17 protein-coding genes are annotated in these 18,561 nt (G+C 59.3%); 13 read left to right on the top strand and 4 right to left on the bottom strand.

Annotated elements, in window-relative coordinates:
• Positions 1–99 precede the first annotated feature (99 nt).
• From ACOBR2_RS12995 to ACOBR2_RS12985, 3 genes are all read left to right on the top strand, one after another.
• On the top strand, positions 100–813 hold the full coding sequence (locus ACOBR2_RS12995; RefSeq protein ID WP_420236539.1) for an NUDIX hydrolase: 714 nt from the start codon (positions 100–102) through the stop codon (positions 811–813).
• Between the two features lie 411 nt (positions 814–1,224).
• The gene (locus ACOBR2_RS12990) at positions 1,225–1,455 is read left to right on the top strand and encodes a cold shock domain-containing protein (RefSeq protein ID WP_420236538.1); all 231 of its coding nucleotides are present in this window, start codon (positions 1,225–1,227) and stop codon (positions 1,453–1,455) included.
• A 306-nt stretch (positions 1,456–1,761) separates the two neighbouring features.
• Positions 1,762–2,385 (top strand): hypothetical protein, encoded by a 624-nt coding sequence (locus ACOBR2_RS12985; protein WP_420236537.1) that lies wholly within the window; start codon positions 1,762–1,764, stop codon positions 2,383–2,385.
• An 82-nt stretch (positions 2,386–2,467) separates the two neighbouring features.
• Here ACOBR2_RS12985 and ACOBR2_RS12980 read toward each other — a convergent pair whose 3' ends face one another.
• Positions 2,468–3,286 carry a hypothetical protein gene (locus tag ACOBR2_RS12980; protein ID WP_420236536.1) on the bottom strand — a complete coding sequence of 273 codons (819 nt, stop codon included), beginning with the start codon at positions 3,284–3,286 and terminating at the stop codon, positions 2,468–2,470.
• Between the two features lie 619 nt (positions 3,287–3,905).
• Here ACOBR2_RS12980 and ACOBR2_RS12975 point away from each other — a divergent pair.
• The 3 genes from ACOBR2_RS12975 (at position 3,906) to ACOBR2_RS12965 (ending at position 5,895) form a co-directional block, all read left to right on the top strand.
• Entirely contained in the window at positions 3,906–5,030 is a 1,125-nt protein-coding gene (locus tag ACOBR2_RS12975; protein WP_420236535.1) for a citrate synthase, read from the top strand.
• Positions 5,031–5,075: 45 nt separating this feature from the next.
• Positions 5,076–5,276 carry a hypothetical protein gene (locus ACOBR2_RS12970; RefSeq protein WP_420236534.1) on the top strand — a complete coding sequence of 67 codons (201 nt, stop codon included), beginning with the start codon at positions 5,076–5,078 and terminating at the stop codon, positions 5,274–5,276.
• Between the two features lie 169 nt (positions 5,277–5,445).
• The gene (locus ACOBR2_RS12965) at positions 5,446–5,895 is read left to right on the top strand and encodes a hypothetical protein (protein ID WP_420236533.1); all 450 of its coding nucleotides are present in this window, start codon (positions 5,446–5,448) and stop codon (positions 5,893–5,895) included.
• Between the two features lie 7 nt (positions 5,896–5,902).
• Here ACOBR2_RS12965 and ACOBR2_RS12960 read toward each other — a convergent pair whose 3' ends face one another.
• Together ACOBR2_RS12960 and malQ are read right to left on the bottom strand one after the other, a co-directional pair.
• Positions 5,903–6,541, bottom strand: coding sequence for an NUDIX domain-containing protein (locus tag ACOBR2_RS12960; RefSeq protein WP_420236532.1), 639 nt, complete (start codon positions 6,539–6,541; stop codon positions 5,903–5,905).
• A gap of 94 nt (positions 6,542–6,635) precedes the next feature.
• Positions 6,636–8,159 (bottom strand): 4-alpha-glucanotransferase, encoded by a 1,524-nt coding sequence (gene malQ / locus ACOBR2_RS12955; RefSeq protein WP_420236531.1) that lies wholly within the window; start codon positions 8,157–8,159, stop codon positions 6,636–6,638.
• Positions 8,160–8,460: 301 nt separating this feature from the next.
• On the opposite strand from malQ, the gene ACOBR2_RS12950 reads away from it, so the two are divergent.
• Together ACOBR2_RS12950 and bshC are read left to right on the top strand one after the other, a co-directional pair.
• Positions 8,461–11,118, top strand: a complete 2,658-nt coding sequence (locus ACOBR2_RS12950) for a glycosyl hydrolase 2 galactose-binding domain-containing protein (protein ID WP_420236530.1) — start codon at positions 8,461–8,463, stop codon at positions 11,116–11,118.
• A 250-nt stretch (positions 11,119–11,368) separates the two neighbouring features.
• Positions 11,369–12,991: a bacillithiol biosynthesis cysteine-adding enzyme BshC gene (gene bshC, locus ACOBR2_RS12945; protein WP_420236529.1), complete on the top strand. Its 1,623-nt coding sequence runs from the start codon at positions 11,369–11,371 to the stop codon at positions 12,989–12,991.
• Positions 12,992–13,050: 59 nt separating this feature from the next.
• Here bshC and ACOBR2_RS12940 read toward each other — a convergent pair whose 3' ends face one another.
• Positions 13,051–13,416 carry a CZB domain-containing protein gene (locus ACOBR2_RS12940; RefSeq protein WP_420236528.1) on the bottom strand — a complete coding sequence of 122 codons (366 nt, stop codon included), beginning with the start codon at positions 13,414–13,416 and terminating at the stop codon, positions 13,051–13,053.
• 306 nt (positions 13,417–13,722) lie between these two features.
• Here ACOBR2_RS12940 and ACOBR2_RS12935 point away from each other — a divergent pair, with 306 nt between their 5' ends.
• From ACOBR2_RS12935 to atpA, 5 genes are all read left to right on the top strand, one after another.
• The gene (locus ACOBR2_RS12935) at positions 13,723–14,673 is read left to right on the top strand and encodes an alpha/beta hydrolase (RefSeq protein WP_420236527.1); all 951 of its coding nucleotides are present in this window, start codon (positions 13,723–13,725) and stop codon (positions 14,671–14,673) included.
• 436 nt (positions 14,674–15,109) lie between these two features.
• Positions 15,110–15,565, top strand: a complete 456-nt coding sequence (locus ACOBR2_RS12930) for an ATP synthase F0 subunit B (RefSeq protein ID WP_420236526.1) — start codon at positions 15,110–15,112, stop codon at positions 15,563–15,565.
• 8 nt (positions 15,566–15,573) lie between these two features.
• A complete protein-coding gene (locus ACOBR2_RS12925) occupies positions 15,574–16,266 on the top strand; it encodes an ATPase (protein ID WP_420236525.1) in 693 nt (230 codons plus the stop codon).
• Complete coding sequence (gene atpH / locus ACOBR2_RS12920; protein WP_420236524.1) at positions 16,266–16,805, top strand: ATP synthase F1 subunit delta; 540 nt, start codon at positions 16,266–16,268, stop codon at positions 16,803–16,805. The genes ACOBR2_RS12925 and atpH overlap by 1 nt, the downstream gene beginning before the upstream one ends.
• Before the next feature lie 140 nt (positions 16,806–16,945).
• Positions 16,946–18,478, top strand: a complete 1,533-nt coding sequence (atpA, locus tag ACOBR2_RS12915) for a F0F1 ATP synthase subunit alpha (RefSeq protein WP_420236523.1) — start codon at positions 16,946–16,948, stop codon at positions 18,476–18,478.
• The last annotated feature ends 83 nt before the right edge of the window (positions 18,479–18,561 follow it).

Below are 18,561 nucleotides of genomic sequence, written 5' to 3'. Positions count from 1 at the left end.
CAGGGGCCTGCGTATACTCGTTTTGGAACGTGTTTGCGCTGGCCGATGCGTCTGTGCTCAATCCGGCCTTGCGGTCGGATGCGGAAAAGTGAGGAAACAATGCCTAAAGCTGAAAAAATTAAGTCCGCCAAAAAGGCGGTCGTGAAGGCCGACAAGAATGCCGGAAAAAAGAGCGTAAAAAAGCGTGTGAAGAAGCCGGTGGCCAAGCCCAGGGCCAAGACGGCCAAGGCCACCAAGACCAAGAAGGCTGCCGTGCCCGCCGTGGCGGAGAAGGCACAGCTGATCAGTTCGGAGTGTGTCTACCAGGGGCCGCTCTTCCGCGTGATGCACGACAAGCTGGTGGAACCGGGAGGCGTTGAGGGCGAGCGCGACGTGATTCGCCACAACGGCAGCGTGGTGATTCTGGCCGTGGATGCAAGCCGCAGCAAGAAGAACCCCTACATCGTGATGGAGCGCCAGTACCGGCATGCCGCCAACCAGTTCCTGTGGGAACTGCCGGCGGGCAAGCTGGACGCCGGCGAGGAGCCGCTCGACGGTGCCAAGCGTGAGCTCTCCGAAGAGACTGGCTATGCCGCCAGAAAATGGAAGCCGCTCGTGGAGTACTACGCCAGCCCGGGCTTTCTGGGCGAGTCGATGAAGGTCTATCTGGCCGAAGGTCTGATCGCCGGCGAAGCGCATCCGGAAGAGGACGAGAAGATTGAGCTGCGTCTGGTGCATCTGAAGGACGTGCTGAAGATGATCGAAAAGGGCATGATCCTGGACGGCAAGACGCTGACCAGCGTGATGCTCTATGCGCGCAAACTGAAGTCGTAAATCATTCCATCTTCCTCTTCCGCCGCATCGCTCGGTGCGGCGGAGGCGGGAAGGCTTTTTCCCTGATAGGACAGAAGCTTTCGCAAACTCCAGCCTGTCCTCCTGAGCGACCGCAGGGAGTCGAAGGATCTGCGGTTGCTTTTTGCCTCTGCCTCCACGAGCGTTGGACTCGGGATACTGGGTCAGTAAAAATATTTCAAACACAATAAAACGGCTTCTGCCTGACTATCTTGCTCAATCCATTGTTTCTGGAAGAAGGTTGAAGCAGTCGACTTTCGTCCGGAAGATGCCTCCTGCTTCCCTCCGTTGAAAATAAAAAACCTTTTCCGCCGGTCGAGCGTCCTATCTGGTATCGGTGCGGAATTCCCCTCCTGCGCCGATAGATCGCACGGAAAAGGAAGGCAAGAGCCCGTGGCTCAATACAAAGGGAAGGTCAAGTGGTTTAACAACGCCAAGGGGTACGGATTCATCGGACGCGAAGATGGGCCCGATGTTTTCGTGCATTATTCCGCGATTCAGCTGGATGGGTACAAAACCCTCAAGGAAGGCGATGAGGTCGAGTTTGACATTATTGAAGGTCAAAAAGGACCTCAGGCCGATGCGGTGATTCGCTTCCGCCCTACGCCGCAACAACTGGTCTGAATCGTACCCATACTGGCGTTGATTCTTCACCGCTTGTGCGGTGAGGAAAGCTGCGCACATGCAGCCTTTGCCGGTCACATCTTCTCTGTGCCAACACTGCGCAGAGAAGATTCCATCCTGCTTGGGCAGCTGGTTCAGCCATGTTGCCCGGCAAGGCCGATTCTGAACCGCTTCTTTCTGCGCCATCCTTTTCGTACTCTTTCCGTAGGAAATAATCGTTCCGCAATGTCTCTTTGCTAGCGCATAATGCCGGGATAGATGCCCTGCGGGCGCAGCTTGCCTGGGGGATACTTTTCCGGGGTGCGCATGAGCTTGCTTCATCAGGAATCGGTCGAGGCGGCAGACGATGCCGCGCGGGGCGAAGAGCTGACCAAGGGCACGAGCCACGTTTTGATCGCGGCCATCCTCGCGGCGGTGCTGGTTTCCATCGCCATTGCCGCATACCTCTTCTTCGGGCAGAAGCCGCCTGTGGCCACCGGCGAGGTGCTGGACGTCTGGGTGCATCCGCAGCATACCGAAACCTCTGGGATGGACGCCAACGGCGATCCAGTGCCCAAGCAGAGTTACGACCAGGTGATGGTTTTTGCGCGGATAAGGCTGCGTAACCAGAGCGCCCATCCCCTGATGTTGCTGAGTGTGTTGGCGGACGTTACCATGCCCGACGGCGTGCACTCCTGCTATGCCGCCTCGCCGCTCGAATACGAGCATCTCTTTCAGGTGTATCCGCAGATGCCGGTGCCCCATGGCACGGCCTTGCCTACCAACGAAACCACACTGCAGCCGGGGCAGACTGTGGAGGGTAGCTTTGTTTCAGCCTTCCTGATGAACCGGCAGCAGTGGGATGCGCACAAGGATCTGAGCTTCAGCGTGATGTTGCAATACCAGCCAAGGCTGGTGCTGACGCCGCATCTTCCCGAGCAGGTGCAGTAGAAAGATCGGTAAAAAACAACAGAGCCGGAAGCCGCCACGCAGGGTGCGTGGCCACTTCCGGCCCTTGGGCTTTGCCGCGGACTTACTGGGCGTTCTTGGGGGTGGCCAAGTAGCCGGTCACCTGATTCTTCGAGTCGATGTTGTTGATCACGATCTCGTAGAGCCCCGGTGTTTTGCCACTGTAGAACTGCAGCGGTTCATTCACGTTGCGGTCCTTCTTGTCATACTTCTTATCGTCGGCGTACACCTCAAGGGTGAACTTGCTCTTCTTCTGGTCGGTCTTCTTCAGCTCCAGGCTGATGGTGCCAATGGCCTTTTTCTGACCCTTGACCAGGGTGAACTCGTAGTAATTGCGGTCGCCCTTGTGCTTGAGGAGTTCCAACTCGTCATGGTTGCGGGCAATCAGGCTGGCATGGTCGCTCATGTCGCCCTTCATCGATGTCAGCTGGGCGATGGTGCTGGCCAAGTCGCTCTTGGTCTTGGTCAGGTCGGTTTTAACGCCGCCCACATCCGTCTTGACGTTGGAAACTTCGCTGCTGACGCTGTTAACCTGCTGAGCGGTCTGCTTCTGCGCAACTTCAAGCTTCTGGGTGTTGGCTTCCGAGGCTTCTTCGCGGCGTACAATCTGGTCGGCGCGTGCATCCATTTGCTGTTGCGACAGGCCCAGTGACTTGCCCAATTCGTCCATGGCCACGCGCAAACGAGCGTCGGTTTCGCGCAATTCGGCCGCCTGCTTGACGTTGGCCTGCTTGGCGTCGGCCAACTCAACCTGCTGGGTGGAAAGCTTGCTGCTCAGAGAATAGCTCCAGAACAGTCCGCCGAGGGCGGCGACAAGCGCCACGCCAAGGCCGCCAAGCAATGCACCGGAATGTGTACTGGGTTTTTGATCGAACTCGCTCATTTTTGCCTTTCTTCTCCCGGCGTCTTCTGCTCTGCCGCTCTGGGAGTGGGGGACACCAGCGATTGCACCGGCGTCCTGTGCGGGGGGCTACCCCGCGGTCGCACTTCCTCTACCGGATTGTGTGGCCACCGCCTCCTAAGCTGGACGGAAGCTGCAACAAGCCGGGCCACCTTCCCGGTGAGGAAAGACCAGAATATCGAAGATCGCCATGCCTTGCCGACCTGTTTTTCCCTGAAGGGCTCTGATTTTGGTATTTCACGGCTTCTGGGGCGCAGGTTTTGTTTTCCGTTCGTGACAAGAGGGGAACCCTTCCGTTATAAAGATTTCTAACGATTCGATTTTCATTGGGCCGTTCGCCCTGGAGCAGAAGTCGGGATGCTGTACCCTGAAATCACAGATACACAGTTGCCGTGACCACAGGGAATGGCAACCTTGAAGGAATTTTCTGGGCTACCTTCCCGGATTTTGCTCTACTCCCGGCTCCCGGCGTTCCAGGCTGTTTCTACAACGGCAGAGCGTGCGCGGGGAGCATCTATGGACTCCATGTCGGCACCTGCGCGGGTCGGCACATGCATCAGGAATCTACTCGAGAACCAGGACAAAAGGGGAATCGTACGATATGGCTGGAAAAGGCTTGGAAGGCATCGTCGCTGCAAACTCCGGCATCTGTTGGATTGACGGTGAAGCTGGAGTCCTGTCGTATCGCGGAATCGATATTCACGATCTGGCCGAGGTCTCGACCTTTGAAGAGACCACCTTTCTGCTCTGGAACGGTTATCTGCCGAACGAGCTGGCACTGCGTGAATTTTCCACCCATCTGGCCCTGTCGCGGCGGCTTGATCAGCGCATCATTGGCATGATTGCCAACTTCCCGCGGGAAGCCACGCCCATGGAAGTGCTGCGTACGGCCGTCAGCGCCCTCAGCCTGTACGACGCCGACGAAAAAGATAATACGCACGATGCTAACGTGCGCAAAAGCTTCAACCTGACGGCCCAGATTGCCATGATCGTGGCCATTTACGATCGCCTGCGCAAAGGGCTGGATCTGGTGCAGCCCGACCGTTCGCTCTCCCATGCGGCCAACTTTCTGTGGATGCTGACCGGCGAAAAGCCCAGCGAGACCGCGGTCAAGACGATGGACATGGCGCTGGTGCTGCATGCCGACCACGAACTGAATGCTTCCACCTTTGCCGCCCGCGTGATTGCCGCCACGCTCAGCGACGTGCACTCGGCGATTACAGGGGCCATTGGCGCGCTCAAGGGGCCGCTGCACGGCGGCGCCAACGAGGGCGTGATGCGTCTGCTGCTGATGATCGACAAGGCGGGCATTGATCCCGTGGAGTACGTGAAGAACATGCTGGCCGCCAAGCAGAAGATCTCCGGCTTTGGCCATCGCGTCTACAAGACGGAAGATCCGCGTGCCACTCACCTGCGCGAGATGAGCAAGCAGCTCGGCTACGATGCAGGCGAGCCCAAATGGTACGAAATGTCGCGCGCCATTGAGCTCTACATCAACGCCGACAAGAAGCTGAACGCCAACGTCGACTTCTACTCCGCCTCCACCTACGCCACGCTGGGCATCGATATCGACATCTATACGCCGATCTTTGCCGTCAGTCGCATTGCCGGCTGGGCGGCGCACGTCATTGAGCAGTTGGACGACAATCGCCTGATCCGCCCACGTGCCGAGTACGTCGGCCCGGCCTATCCCGCGCCCTACATTCCAATTGAGCAGCGGGGATAAAAATCGCGCAGGAATCCATGTAGGTTGCGGTAAACTGTGAGCACAATGGTCCGCACCGTTCGCATCACGACGCCCATGCCCACTCTTGAAGAGTTTGGGAAGATGCTTGGTTTGAGCAAGAAGCGTCAGAAATCACTTGCGTTGATCGTCAAGGGCAGTGAGAATGAACGGGCTAGCAAGAATGCCCGCAAAAGCTCCAGCACGGTCGAATACCGCCGCCGCACCGGCAGGACCACTGCTGCCTGATGCGCGAGGGCTGAAAACAGCTTCTTTTGAGATACAGCAGGAAGCAGTCTTTCTCAATATCCCATACGATCTGAAATTTCAAAGGCTTTATCTGGCCTATATCGTAGGTCTTGTCCAACTTGGCCTAGTGCCGAGGCTGACCATTCAGATTTCTGGTGGCGTACGGCGTTTGGACAAGATTCTTGAAGAGATTGTCCGTTGTCGTTATTCCATCCACGATCTTTCGCGGGTTGAGCTGGACCGCCACCCACCGTTCGTTACTCCGCGTTTCAATATGCCCTTCGAGTTGGGACTTGCGGTAATGTGGCACAAGTTTCATCCTCACAAGCACAGCATTTTTGTCTTTGAATCCGAGGCACACAGGCTCGAAAAGTCGCTGAACGATCTGAATGGAACCGATCCGCACATTCACGATGGCCGGGTGGAAGGTGTGTTGCGCGAGTTGAATAATGCTTTTGAACGGCCGGGCAATCAACCCACCGTCCCCGAGATGATGAAGGCCTATCGGCGAGTTTCGCGCCAGAGCAAAAACGTGTTGCTGGATGCGGGTGCCAAATCTCTTTTTGAAGCACGCGCATTCAAGAGTCTTTGTTATATTGCCCGGCCAGAGTTTCATTGATTTCTGCTTACTGCTCCTGCCGCCGCTTCCAGAGCAGGTACAGGCCCCAGGCCGAGACGGTGCATTGGTCCATGATGGTGCCGTCCAGGATCTTGTCTTCAAACTCGGCGATGCTCATCGAGCACACTTCCAGGTCATGCTCCTCTGGGTCGGGATCCTTGGCGGTTTCGCTCAGTTGCGTGGCCAGAAATACATGCTGCTTCTGTCGGCAAAAGCCGTAGGCGATCCAGAGCGCGCCCAGGTAGGTCATCGTCTCTGCCTGCAGGCCAAGTTCTTCTTTTAATTCGCCACGGGCCAGCTCTTCCGGGTCAGAGATTTCCATCTCCCAGCCGCCCTGGGGAAGCTCAAGCGCGCGCTGCTTGATGGCGTAGCGGTACTGCTCCACCAGCCAGATGCGGTCGCCATCGATGGGCAGGATGATGGCGCTCTCGTCCTTCTCAACCACGCCGTAGATGCCGGGCTTGCCATTGGAGCGCAGGATCTGGTCTTCGTGGACGCGCATCCAGTGGTTGCGATAGACCTCGCGGCTGCTCAGGGTAGCGATGGTGGCCTGCTGTTTTTCTTCAATCAACACGGTGCTCCGTTCCCGCTTGCGCAAAAGGTTCACGCCAAGCCGTGTTGGGCCTGCGGCAGAACTCCTGCCCAACACTCAAGTATGTTCTTTATGCAAGAACGCAGGATGAAATCCTGTACGCACCGATTTTAAATTTCAGTCAACAGATCTGCAGCAGACCAAGCCGCTATTTCAGCGGCAGAGGGTCATTGTCGCGGTCAGTGACGGCGGCTAGCGAACGAAGCTGCGCGGCCAGTTCCGCACCCCACTGGCCGGCGTGAGCCCGCCAACTCCAGTTGCCCGAGGGCACGGCCGGGGTGTTCATGCGGGCCTCCGAGCCGAGTTCGAGCAGATCCTGTGCGGGGAAGATGGCCAGTTGCGCTACGCTGGCGCTGACCACACGGATGAGCGCCCAGACCGGCCTGCCACTGACCGCGCCCACCAGATCTTCGACGGAGTCATGTTCGGCCAGACTGGTTTGCCTCCACCAGCCCTGCGTGGTGTCGTTGTCATGGGTTCCGGTGTAGGCGACGGTGTCGGGCGTATGGCGCGGCGGCAGGTGGATGTGTGCTCCCTTGTCGCTAAAGCCGAACTGCAGCACCCGCATACCGGGCAAGCCGAGGCCCGTGCGCAGCGCATCCACTTCGGGGGTGATCAGGCCCAGATCTTCAGCCACCAGCGGCAGCGGGCCGAGCGCAGCCTCAAGTGCATGGAAGAGATCTGCGCCGGGGCCCTTGATCCACTCGCCTTTGACGGCGGTTGCTTCTTCAACGGGAATCGCCCAGTAAGCCTCGAAGCCGCGGAAGTGGTCGAGCCGCACAATGTCATAGAGGGCGTGGGCGCGGCGCATGCGCTCAACCCACCATTGGTAGCCGTCCTCAGCCAGCATATCCCAGCGGTAGAGCGGATTGCCCCAGCGCTGGCCGGTCGGCGAAAAGTAGTCGGGCGGAACGCCAGCAACCCGGATTTGTTCCAGATTCTCGTCCAGTTCAAAGAGTTCGGGATGGGTCCAGACGTCGGCCGAATCCATGTTGACGAAGATGGCCACGTCGCCGAGGATGCGGATGGAGTGCTGGGCGGCAGCCTCACGCAAGGCATTCCACTGCAGCGAGAAGGCGAACTGAAGGGCTTTTTCGCGTTCCAGCTCACGGCAGTGTTCATGGCGGGCCGCGGCCAGCGCCTGGGGCTCACGGCGCTTGAGTGGCTCGGGCCACGCGGTCCATGCGCCGGTGTTCTGCACGCGGCGCAGCACGGCGTAGAGCGCGTAGTCGTCAAGCCATGCGGCCTCCGCCTGGCAGAAGGCCTGATAGGCTTCCCACTGGGCGTTGAAGCGGCCTTCCTGGGGTGCGTGGGTCAAAAAGAAGTCCGCCGCCGCATAGAGCGCGGGCAGCTTGGTGCGCTCCACTGCGTCAAAGTCGACTTTGTCGGTGGGTTCCAGACGGTGAACTTCCATGCCCACAACCGACCAGCCCCAATGCTCCAGGGTTTCCAGACTAAGCAGCAGCGGATTACCGGCAAAGGCCGACGAGGCCGCGTAGGGCGAATTGCCGTAGCCGGTGGGCGAGAGCGGCAAAACCTGCCAGATGTGTTGACCTGCGGCCGCCAGAAATGCCACAAATTCATGGGCCGCCGGACCGAGGTCGCCAATGCCGCCCGTCGAGGGCAGGCTGGTAATATGCAGCAAAACGCCGGAAGAACGCTGGAAGTTCATGTGCACATTATCAACGGAACTGCATGGGAATGGGCGGCTGGTACGGAGCAGTCGTGGGGAAGGTTCCCAAATTGCCAATCGGCGGGAAGGATGGTCCTTTGAACACAGGGCTGTGCCGGGGCTCACGTTGGACCGGTAACTTGATGAGGTACATCAAAATAGGGTTGTAGTATCCTCTCGTGCCCTCCCGTGCTTTATCCTCTCGCTTGCTGTGAACAGACCCTGAACCGCCGGAAGACTGGCGGAAGAGGAATCGAAAGGGAGAAGCTCTTTGCGCCGTCAGAGTTTTGGAGTTTTTGGTGTGATTTTGGTAGCGATCGCCGCCGCAACGTCCTCCACTATGGCTTGTGCTATGCAAGCTCTGCCTTTGCCGCAGACGATCGATTCTGGCTGGCGGTTGCAGGATTCCGCCAAGGTTGCTCAGAGTGGCGCGGCGATTTCTGCGGCTGGTTTTGACGCCAGTGGCTGGTACGCGGCGACTGTGCCGGGCACCGTGCTGACCACCCTCGTCAACAACCACGTCTATCCCGAGCCCCTCTACGGCGAAAACAACCGCCCCGAGCATATTCCCGAGAGTCTTGGCCACACGGCGTGGTGGTACCGGGCTGTGGTGGAGGTGCCGGCCAGCTACAAGGGGCGGAGGGTGTGGCTGAACTTTGAGGGCGTCAACTATGCGGCCCGGGTGTGGGTGAATGGGGCCGAAGTGGGCGCAATGCAGGGGGCGTTTCGTCGCGGCGTTTTTGACGTAACGGCCCATGCAACGCCTGGGCAGAAGGCCGTGGTGACTGTGCTGGTTGCGCCCGAGCCCACGCCCGGTGTGCCCCATGAGCACACGCTCAAAAGCGGCATGGGGTTGAATGGTGGCGTGACGGCCACCGATGGGCCCACGTTTCTGGCTACCATCGGCTGGGACTGGATTCCCGCCATCCGCGATCGCGATACGGGCATCTGGCAGAAGGTTTTTCTCTCGGCGACGGGCCCGGTGCGGGTGAAGAACCCTCTGGTGACCACCGACCTGCCGCTGCCGCGCACCGATTCCAGCGACCTGACGGTGGAGGCCACGGTCGAGAATGTGAGCGCTCAGCCGGTGCGGGGCGTGCTGGCGGGCTCCATCGAAAATATCCGCTTTGCACGGACGGTCGAGTTGGCCGCGCACAGCCGCAAACGGGTGCGCTTTACCGTCAAAGACACGCCTGTCCTGCATATGGAGCATCCGCGCTTGTGGTGGCCGAATGGCTACGGCGCGGCGAACCTCTACCAGCTTCATCTGAGCTTCCGGAACGGCGCGGTGGAGTCCGATGCGCAGCAGGTGAGCTTTGGGGTGCGCAAAATCGAGTACAGCCTGCCGGGTGCGGATACGCTGACGATCTCGGTGAACGGTGTGCCGGTCTTCATTCGTGGCGGCAACTGGGGCATGGATGAGGCGATGAAGCGTCTGGACCCGGTGCGCATGGACGCGCAGATCCGCATGCACAAGCTTGCCAACCTGAACCTGATCCGCAACTGGGTGGGGCAGAGCACCAGCGAGGAGTTCTACTCGCTCTGTGACAAGTACGGCATTCTGGTCTGGGATGAGTTCTTTCAGCCGAACCCCAGCGATGGGCCGAATCCGACCGATCTGAAGACTTACGTGGCCAACGTGCGGGCGAAGATTCTGCGCTATCGCAACCATCCGTCGATCCTGCTGTGGTGCGCGCGCAATGAGGGCTTTCCTCCGCCGCAGATCGATGCCGCGTTGCGCAAGTTGATGGCCGAGGTTGAGCCGGTGCGGCGCTATCAGCCCAGTTCGACCGATGGCCCAGGTGTGCGCTCGCATGGCCCCTACAACTGGCGCGAGCCGCGCAAGTATTACACCGTGACCGACGACTTTTTCAAGACCGAGACGGGCTCCATGTCGGTGCCCACGCTGGAGTCGATTCACGGCATGATGCCGGAGAAAGACTGGAACACCATCAACGACGATTGGGCGGAGCACGACTTTGCCCGGGGTGCGCAGCATGGCGACAGCTACCCGCAGGAACTGGCCACGCGCTACGGCAAGGTGGCTAACCTGGCTGACTTCGTGCGCAAGGCGCAGATGATGAACTTTGAGGCCTATCGCGCCATGTACGAGGGCCGCAACTCCGGACTCTTCCACCCCGACACAGCCGTCATTACTTGGATGAGCAACCCGGCGCAGCCCAGCTTTACCTGGCAGCTCTACCACTACGATCTGGAACCGAATGCCAGCCTGTTTGCCGTGCAGAGCGCGGGCGAGATGCGGCACATTCAGCTGAACGAGGCCGACGGGCTGGTGCAGGTCGTCAACAATCAGCCAGAAGCGCTGGAAGACGCCACGGCGCGCATTCGGGTTTACAACCTGAATGGGGCGCTGGTCTATGAGAACGAGGAAAAGGTTGCGGCCCCGGCCAGTGCGGTCACGAACCTTGCGCCGCTTCAGTTGCCGACCTCGGTTTCGCCGGTGCATTTTGTGGAACTCATGCTGCAGGATGCGGTGGGCAAGGAGCTTTCACGCAACTTCTACTGGCAGGGAACGGCGGACAAACCCGACGATCTGACCGCGCTCGAAACCATGGAGCGCGTGCCGCTAGAGGTGAAAGCTGCAGCGAAGGATGCGGGAGGACGGCGCACGATTACCGTGACGCTGGCCAACCCCAGCAGCCATGTGGCCTTGATGACCCACCTGCAACTGCGCAGCGCCTCGGGTGAACGCGTGCTGCCGGTCTTCTACAGCGCCAACTACGTGACGCTGGCTCCCGGGGAAGAGCGCACGTTGACGATTGAAGCGGCAGTGAGCGACTTCAATGGGGAAGAGGCGCTTCTGGTCTTCGACGGCTGGAATACGACGGTAGCGGCGGCTGAGTTGGAAGGTGTTTTCGTCGCGCCCAATCAGGAGGCCGACCCCACGCTGCAGCCGCCCACGGGCCTACCCTTTCAGACCCGGGACCTACGTCCATAAATTGCAGGAAAGCCAATGCAAAGAACCCCTTGCGCCGGGAGCGTGGGGGGCGTTTGCCGGGAGGACGAAAACGCGGATTGTGGAATCTGTAAGACGGATCCTGCATCGAAGCCGCTGCTTCGCGCATCTTGAAAGGGAAGTGTGTGGCTCGGGGACGGGTGTGTCGCATTCCGGCCCGCAAGGTCGTATTCTGAAGACCGGGCCCTGTTCACAAGTTGAGCCGCAAGCCGGGCGAATTTTCCCTACGAAAGTGAATCCCTTGTCCCACATCGAGACCTCTCCGCTTTCTGTCGTTCCCGGCTTCAGCCGGTTCTTCCTGGACTACTGCTCGGGCGTCGATCAGGCGCATGCGTTTTATTCCGCCGCGCCCCGTGGCGCAGCGTGGCAGCAGACGAAGGCGGTTCCGGCGCACCGGGCCGAGTTGGTGCGGCTGCTTGCCGCGCAGAATTCGCGGCCTGATGCGGCGGCAGCTCTGGCGGCGCTTGCACAAGGGGCAGGTACGGTGCTCACGGGCCAGCAGGCGGGCCTCTTCGGCGGCCAGCTGATGGTTCCCTTCAAGGCGGCCACGGCGGTGGCGCGGGCACGTACGGCCACGGCAAATGGCAGTCCCCATGTGGGCGTTTTCTGGATCGCCAGCGAGGATCATGACTTTGACGAGATTGACCACGTGTTGCTGCCCGCCGGGCGCGAGCTGGTCAAGCTGAAGTACCGGCCCAACACGCCGCTGGTTGCGGGCAGGCCGGTGGGCGCGGTGCGCATCGACGAATCGATTGGAGCGCTGCTTGACGAGGCCTGGAATCTGCTGGGCGACAGCGAGGCCATGGATGCGCTGTCGGAAGCTTATAAACCTGGGCGCAGCTTTCCCGAGGCTTTTGCCGATTTTTATGCACGCGCCTTTGCCGCGCAGGGACTGCTGATTGTCGATGCTGCAGGTCGCGACTTCCACCGCCTGGGCGCTCCTGTGCTCTCTGCCGGAATTGAGCGGGCCGATGAGTTCCACGAGGCATTGCTTGAGCGCAATCGTGCGCTGGCAGCCGCGGGCTATCATGCGCAGGTGGCCGTCGGGCAGCAATCCAGCCTGCTTTTCCTGATCGATGCGAAAACGGGCGTGCGGCAGGCCCTCAAGCGTGTTGCGCCCACCGCTGCCGAGCCCAAGGGCCTGTGGCTGGCGGGCAAGGCCTACCATTCGACCGAGGATTTGCTGGCGGTTCTGGCCGCTGAGCCCGAGCGCATCTCGCCCTCGGCTCTGCTGCGGCCCATCTTCCAGGATTACCTTTTTAACACCTCGATGATCGTGGGTGGACCAGCGGAAGTGGCTTACTTTGCGCAGTCGGCCGTTCTCTACGAGCGGATTCTGGGTTGGCAAAGCCAGCCTGCCGGGCGTTTTACCGGAGCACTGGTTGAACCGGCAGTGGCCAAACTGCTCACGCAGCACGGGCTTAAGCCTGCTGACCTCTACCACCAGACCGCCGACAGCCTGCAGCAGCAGTTTGCCACGGTAGCCTTGCCCGCAGAGGGCAGGGGACATCTGGCGGCGGCAGGGCAGGCGCTGGAGGCTGAGCTGGAGCCGCTGCTTGGCTGGATGCACTCCCTCGACGAAGGGTTGAGCCACTCTGGCGAGCGCGCCGCCAGCAAAATGCGCTACCAGATGGGCCGTCTGCGCCGCTTGGCCGCCAACTTCCAGTTGCAGCGCGAAGAAGCGCTTGGCCGCCACGCCCGGCAGCTTATGATCGCGCTCTTTCCGGAGGGTACGTTGCAGGAGCGTGTGCACGGCGCGGCCAGCAGCTATGCCCGCTATGGCTTTGAGCTGAATGAGACGATTTGTCAGTTGGCCGCCGGTGCCGCCCCGGCGCACAGAGTGTTGTGGCTATAAGGCCAGCGCCTGCAGGGGGAAGAATCCAGCTTGGTAGAAGGGCAAACGTGCGTTTTGCGCTATTTTGCCTTTGAGCCAATTTCGCCTTTCAGCTCCATAATAATGGCTATGGAAACTTTTTTCGAGGCTTCGGAGAACGGCGATCCGTTGGCAATCATCTGCTCTACTTTTTCCTGGTTTCCTTCCGCAACATGAACGGCGACTTTGCCGGCTTCGACATGAAAGATCGCGTGGGCACTCAGGCAGCGTGCATGGGAAGAGTACTTTCCAAAGAGCGTGGCGGCTTCGCAGTGCAGCCATTTTCCCAACTCACAGTTGCTGTCTTTGGAGATTGCCGTTGAGTCCATCGTTTGATGGTCATGCAGTGCGCTTCTGAACTTGAACTTCCATTCGGCGTGTTTCTGGATGGCGCTGTTAAGATCCACGGTCCAATCCTCCGCTCGGTCTGGTTCACAATTCCGCAAAACAGGGTGTAAATTGCGGTATTTCGATGTGAGTATGAAGGAGACGGCAAAGAAAAGAACGTGGCGCATAAGGAAACTTTGGCTTGGAAAATCCGAAATGAATTGCTCCCGAGGAACGGGAAAGCATATGTACGCATTTCTAAACTATTCGTCTGCTTGCATAGGGTTGTCTCGCTTGCTTCCCTGGGATCACTGCCCTTTGTCCATAGTTCTCTGCTCTCTGTCCTCTGTTCTACAATTTTCCCGAAGTTCAACAAGGGGAAATGGATGAAGCGAATCTTTGCAGTTCTTGTGGCCGGCCTGCTGGCCTCTGTTGCTTTTGGACAGGCTCCTTCCAACTGTGCCACTACGGGCACCGACAACAGCTTTCTGAATATCCAGACCATCCGGCTGTGGCCGGGCGATGCGCCAGAAGCCAAAGGTAAGGAATGCAAGGACGTTCCGACTCTGTCCATTCTGAATCCGCGCCATGGCACGGAGAATGGATCGGCGGTGATCGTGCTGCCCGGTGGGGCATATGTGCACCTGGCAGGCGATCTGGAGGGCCGTGAGGTGGCCGACTGGTTTGCCTCGCGTGGCGTACGGGCCTTTGTGCTTAGCTACCGGCTTACCAGCGATGGCTACGTGCTGCCCGTGCCACTCTACGACGCCCGCCGTGCTGTGCAACTGGTGCGGGCCCATGCGGCAGAGTACCACCTGAACCCGAACCGCATCGGCATTGTGGGCTTTTCGGCAGGTGGGCATCTGGCGGCGCTGGCAGGAACCGAGTTCGTGGACGGCAAGGCGGATGCGGCCGATCCGGTCGAGCACGTTTCCAGCCGTCCGGACTTCATGATTCTGGGCTATGCCTGGCTGGGCGCGCTTGATCTGAACCCGACCGCGCTGAACTACTGCAAGATCTTCAAGCTGATGGACCAGTGCCCTGCCCTGCATGCGGCCTATTCGCCGGATCTGTTTGTAACCAAGAACACTCCGCCCACCTTCCTGTATCACACCACTGCGGACCAGACGGTTCCGGTGGAGCAGGCGGTGCGTTTTTACAGCGCATTGTTAAAAAACGGCGTTTCGGCGGAAATGCACATCTTTGCGAATGGCGGACACGGTTCCGGGCTGGGCAAAGGCGATGCGGCTCTGGACCAGTGGCCCAATCTGCTGGAGAACTGGCTGCGCGGGCAAGGGCTGCTGACGGTGGACAAGGGAGCGGTTGGGGGGAAGTAAGGGAGACGAAAGAGCAGGGATTAGGGAAGGGCCAGTGAGCAAGGCAGGGATATTCAAGGTGAGCACAGGTCCTGGTATAGGTAAGGAAACCAGCGTCGGCACCTAAGTCCTGGTCCCTATCCCCTAGTCCCCCAAAAAATAGAAGGCGGGCAGACTGGGAGGGGAGTGGAATGTATTCCCGAAGCCGTCTGCCCGCTGGACCCTGGATCGGGTCTAGGTGATAAAACGAGTTTAGGCCTGTTTGCTTCGTATGCAAGCACTATTTTTTTAATGCTTTCCAATTTGAGTGACAGCAGTCACAGTACATGTGTTCATTGGTTCTGGTTCCGTTGACTTGACCGGTTGAGCCTGTTACAAAAAAGATGTTCCACGGTAGCAACTTCATTTTTGATCAGAAGAAAACAACTTCTGTAAGCAGAAGTGATCCGGAAGAAAAATGTCTTTGATCATCCAACAAATCGAGGCTCTACTGCTGGGTGCCATACCAACGATGATCCTGTTCATCGTTCTGGTTTTGGCGTATCAGTTCCTGGTGCATACACCTCTGACGGCTACGCTCAAGAAGCGCCATGAGCTGACCGAAGGCGCAATGGAAGAGGCGCAGAAGGCAATTGCCCGGGCTGAGGCCCGCACCTCGGAATATGCCGAAAAGCTGCGGCTGGCCCGCGCCGAGGCATTCAAAGTTCGTGAGCAGAGGGTCAAGCAGTGGTCGTCGGAGCGCGATGTTGCGCTGGACGCCGCCCGCAAGGCCGCTACCGAGAAGCTGGTCAAGGCCAAGGTCGAGATCGCCAGCGAGGCGACCGTTGCCCGTCAGGCTATTGAGGCTTCGGCTGCCGATCTGGCTGCCCAGGTCGTCCGGGCAGTTCTGCCCGCAACCGGGGGCGCACGTTGAGAGACTTCATGTCGCACAAACGTTTCACTTTTCGCATTCCCGCTTTCGCGCTGGTGGCTGTGGCTGCCCTTGCACTGACGGCGGGCAGTTGCCGCGTCTTTGCGCAGGCCGCTGGAGACAAGTCCACCGAGCAGGCCAAACCAAGTCAGGAAGAGCAGGAGCACGGTTTCCTGGTCAACGGACCGATCGTCAAGTGGGCTTCCAAGACCACTGGCTGGTCGCCCGAGACCACGGCCAATGTTTTCCTGTTTCTGAACTTCGGCATTCTGGTCTTTGGCGTTGGCATTCCGCTCTCCAAGGCGGTGCCCAAGATCATGCGCCAGCGCAGTCTGACGCTCTCGAAGAGTTTGGCCGACGCTCGCACGGCAACCGACGAGGCTAACCAGCGTTTGAGCGCTGTGGAGGCCAAGCTGGCGGGTCTGGATGCCGAGATTGCCAAATTCCGCATTCAGATCGAAGAAGAGAGCAAGACCGACGAGCAGCGCATCAAGGCTTCCATCGAAGAGGAAAAGCTTCGCATCGTAGCCTCGACCGAGCAGGAGCTGAATGTGGCAACCGCGCAGGCTACCCGCACGCTGCGCAACTTTGCCGCCGAGTTGGCCATCGAAAAGGCCGCTGCCCAGATCAAGCCTTCGGCTGAGATTGACAGCGCGCTGATCGCCGAGTTCATCTCTGGCGCGGTTGAGGGAGGAAAGAACTAATGGCAGCCTTTGTCAGCCGTTACGCCGCCGCCTTTGCCGATGTGGTTCGCTCCGCCAAGCTGGATACGACAGCCATCGACGCACAGCTGGACGATTTTCTCGCCACATGGAAGGGAAGCAGCGAGCTGCAGACCTTCTTTGTGAATCCCTCGATTGCAGCGCTTGAAAAAGTGGCCGTGCTGGATAAGCTGAACCAGAAACTGGGCCTCATCAAGGAGCTGCGTAACCTGATCGCGGTGCTGATTACGCACAACCGCATCAGTGGCGTGGAAGAAGTGGCAGCGGCCTATCGCAAGCTGCAGCAGGAGCAGTCCGGTATCCGCCAGGCGGAGATCGTGACGGCTCGTCTGCTGAATGAAGTGGAGCGGGCCAAGCTGACGGCTGAAGTGGCCAAGCTGGCCGGGTCCAAGGTGGACGCAAGCTTCCGCGAAGATGCTTCGGTGCTGGGCGGAGCGGTGGTGCGCATTGGTTCAACTGTTTACGATGGTTCGCTACGCGGTCGTCTGGAGCGGTTGAAGGATGCGCTTGTGGGCTCTTAGCTTTCAGCTATCAGCTTTTAGCTCGTGCCGTGGCGCTCCGGAAGTTTGGAGCCTGAAGCATGGGTTGGAATATGGAACAAGAACGCAGTCACGGCTGACAGCTAAAAGCTGACAGCTTAGAGCTAACAAAGGACTGGCAAATGGCTCAGATCAAGGCAGACGAGATTACGCAACTCCTTCGCGATCAGATCGCGAATTACGACTCGAAGGTCCAGGTCGACGAGGTCGGGACCATTACCTCGCTGGGTGACGGCATTGCCCGCCTGCATGGCCTCGACAAGGTCATGGCCGGCGAGCTGCTCAGCTTCCCGCACGGTGTGGCCGGTCTGGCCATGTCGCTCGAAGAAGATCAGGTCGGCGCTGTCATTCTTGGTGATTACACCGAGATCAAGGAAGGCGACGAGGTCAAGCGTACAGGCAAGATTCTGAGTGTGCCGGTGGGCGACGCCATGATCGGCCGCGTGGTGAACGCGCTCGGTATTCCGATCGACGGTAAGGGACCTATCGCCACCACCCAGACGCTGCCCGTTGAGCGCCTGGCTCCCGGCATCATCGATCGTCAGCCGGTGCGTGAGCCGATGGCTACCGGTCTCAAGGCCATCGACTCCATGATTCCGATTGGCCGCGGTCAGCGTGAGCTGATCATCGGCGACCGTCAGACCGGCAAGACCGCCGTTCTGCTGGATACGATCATCAACAGCGCCAAGAACGATCTGATCTGCATCTATTGCGCCATCGGCCAGAAGCGTTCGTCGATTGCCCAGGTTGTGCAGACGCTGACCGAAGCCGGCGCCATGGGTCATACCATCATCGTGGCCGCCTCGGCCTCGGAACCGGCTCCCATGCTGTACCTGGCCCCCTATGCGGCCACGGCCATCGGCGAGTACTTCCGCGACAACGGCAAGCATGCTCTGGTGATGTACGACGATCTTTCCAAGCACGCCACGGCCTACCGCGAAATTTCGCTGCTCCTGCGCCGTCCGCCGGGTCGCGAAGCCTATCCTGGCGACGTCTTCTATTTGCACTCGCGTTTGCTTGAGCGCAGCTCGAAGATGAGCAAGGAAAAGGGCGGTGGTTCGCTGACGGCTCTGCCTGTGATTGAAACCCAGGCGGGTGACGTTTCGGCCTACATTCCGACCAACGTTATTTCGATCACCGACGGTCAGATCTTCCTGGAAACGGATCTGTTCAACTCCGGCGTACGTCCGGCCGTGAACGTAGGTCTTTCGGTTTCGCGTGTGGGCTTCTCGGCAGCCATCAAGGCCGTCAAGCAGGTTGGTTCCACGCTGAAGCTGGATTTGGCGCAGTATCGTGAACTGGCTGCCTTTGCGCAGTTCGGCTCCGATCTGGATCCGCTGACCCAGAAGCAGCTGAATCGTGGCCAGCGCCTGACCGAACTGCTCAAGCAGCCGCAGTTCCATCCGCTCACCTGGCAGCAGCAGACTGTGGTTTTGTTCGCCGGCACGCAGGGCTATCTGGATGATCTGAAGATCACCGAGATCAAGGCCTACGAAGAAGGCTTGCTGAAGTTCTTCACCACCGCACAGACCGCGCTGGTGGAAGAACTGACCACCAAGAAGCAGCTCGATGATGAGGTGCGTGGCAAGCTGCACGCGGCTCTCAAGGAATACTCGGCCAACTTCAAGGCGGAAAAAGAAGCGGTTACTAAGTAACCACTTAGCTTTTAGCTCCTGGCCTCCAGCTTCTGGCTGGCGGCTGGGAGCACGCAAAAAAGCTAGAAGCTAGGAGCTAGCAG

Source organism: Telmatobacter bradus (genome assembly GCF_048629425.1).
GTDB lineage: Bacteria > Acidobacteriota > Terriglobia > Terriglobales > Acidobacteriaceae > Telmatobacter > Telmatobacter bradus.
Note: the sequence above shows the minus strand (reverse complement) of the source record. Positions and strands in the feature narration are given on the sequence as shown.

Coding starts and splice junctions, on each gene's coding strand:
- ACOBR2_RS12995 (WP_420236539.1), top strand. CDS start 100: ATGCCTAAAGCTGAAAAAATTAAGTCCGCCAAAAAGGCGGTCGTGAAG.
- ACOBR2_RS12985 (WP_420236537.1), top strand. CDS start 1,762: ATGAGCTTGCTTCATCAGGAATCGGTCGAGGCGGCAGACGATGCCGCG.
- ACOBR2_RS12980 (WP_420236536.1), bottom strand. CDS start 3,286: ATGAGCGAGTTCGATCAAAAACCCAGTACACATTCCGGTGCATTGCTT.
- ACOBR2_RS12975 (WP_420236535.1), top strand. CDS start 3,906: ATGGCTGGAAAAGGCTTGGAAGGCATCGTCGCTGCAAACTCCGGCATC.
- ACOBR2_RS12970 (WP_420236534.1), top strand. CDS start 5,076: ATGGTCCGCACCGTTCGCATCACGACGCCCATGCCCACTCTTGAAGAG.
- malQ (WP_420236531.1), bottom strand. CDS start 8,159: ATGAACTTCCAGCGTTCTTCCGGCGTTTTGCTGCATATTACCAGCCTG.
- ACOBR2_RS12935 (WP_420236527.1), top strand. CDS start 13,723: ATGAAGCGAATCTTTGCAGTTCTTGTGGCCGGCCTGCTGGCCTCTGTT.
- ACOBR2_RS12930 (WP_420236526.1), top strand. CDS start 15,110: ATGTCTTTGATCATCCAACAAATCGAGGCTCTACTGCTGGGTGCCATA.
- ACOBR2_RS12925 (WP_420236525.1), top strand. CDS start 15,574: ATGTCGCACAAACGTTTCACTTTTCGCATTCCCGCTTTCGCGCTGGTG.
- atpH (WP_420236524.1), top strand. CDS start 16,266: ATGGCAGCCTTTGTCAGCCGTTACGCCGCCGCCTTTGCCGATGTGGTT.
- atpA (WP_420236523.1), top strand. CDS start 16,946: ATGGCTCAGATCAAGGCAGACGAGATTACGCAACTCCTTCGCGATCAG.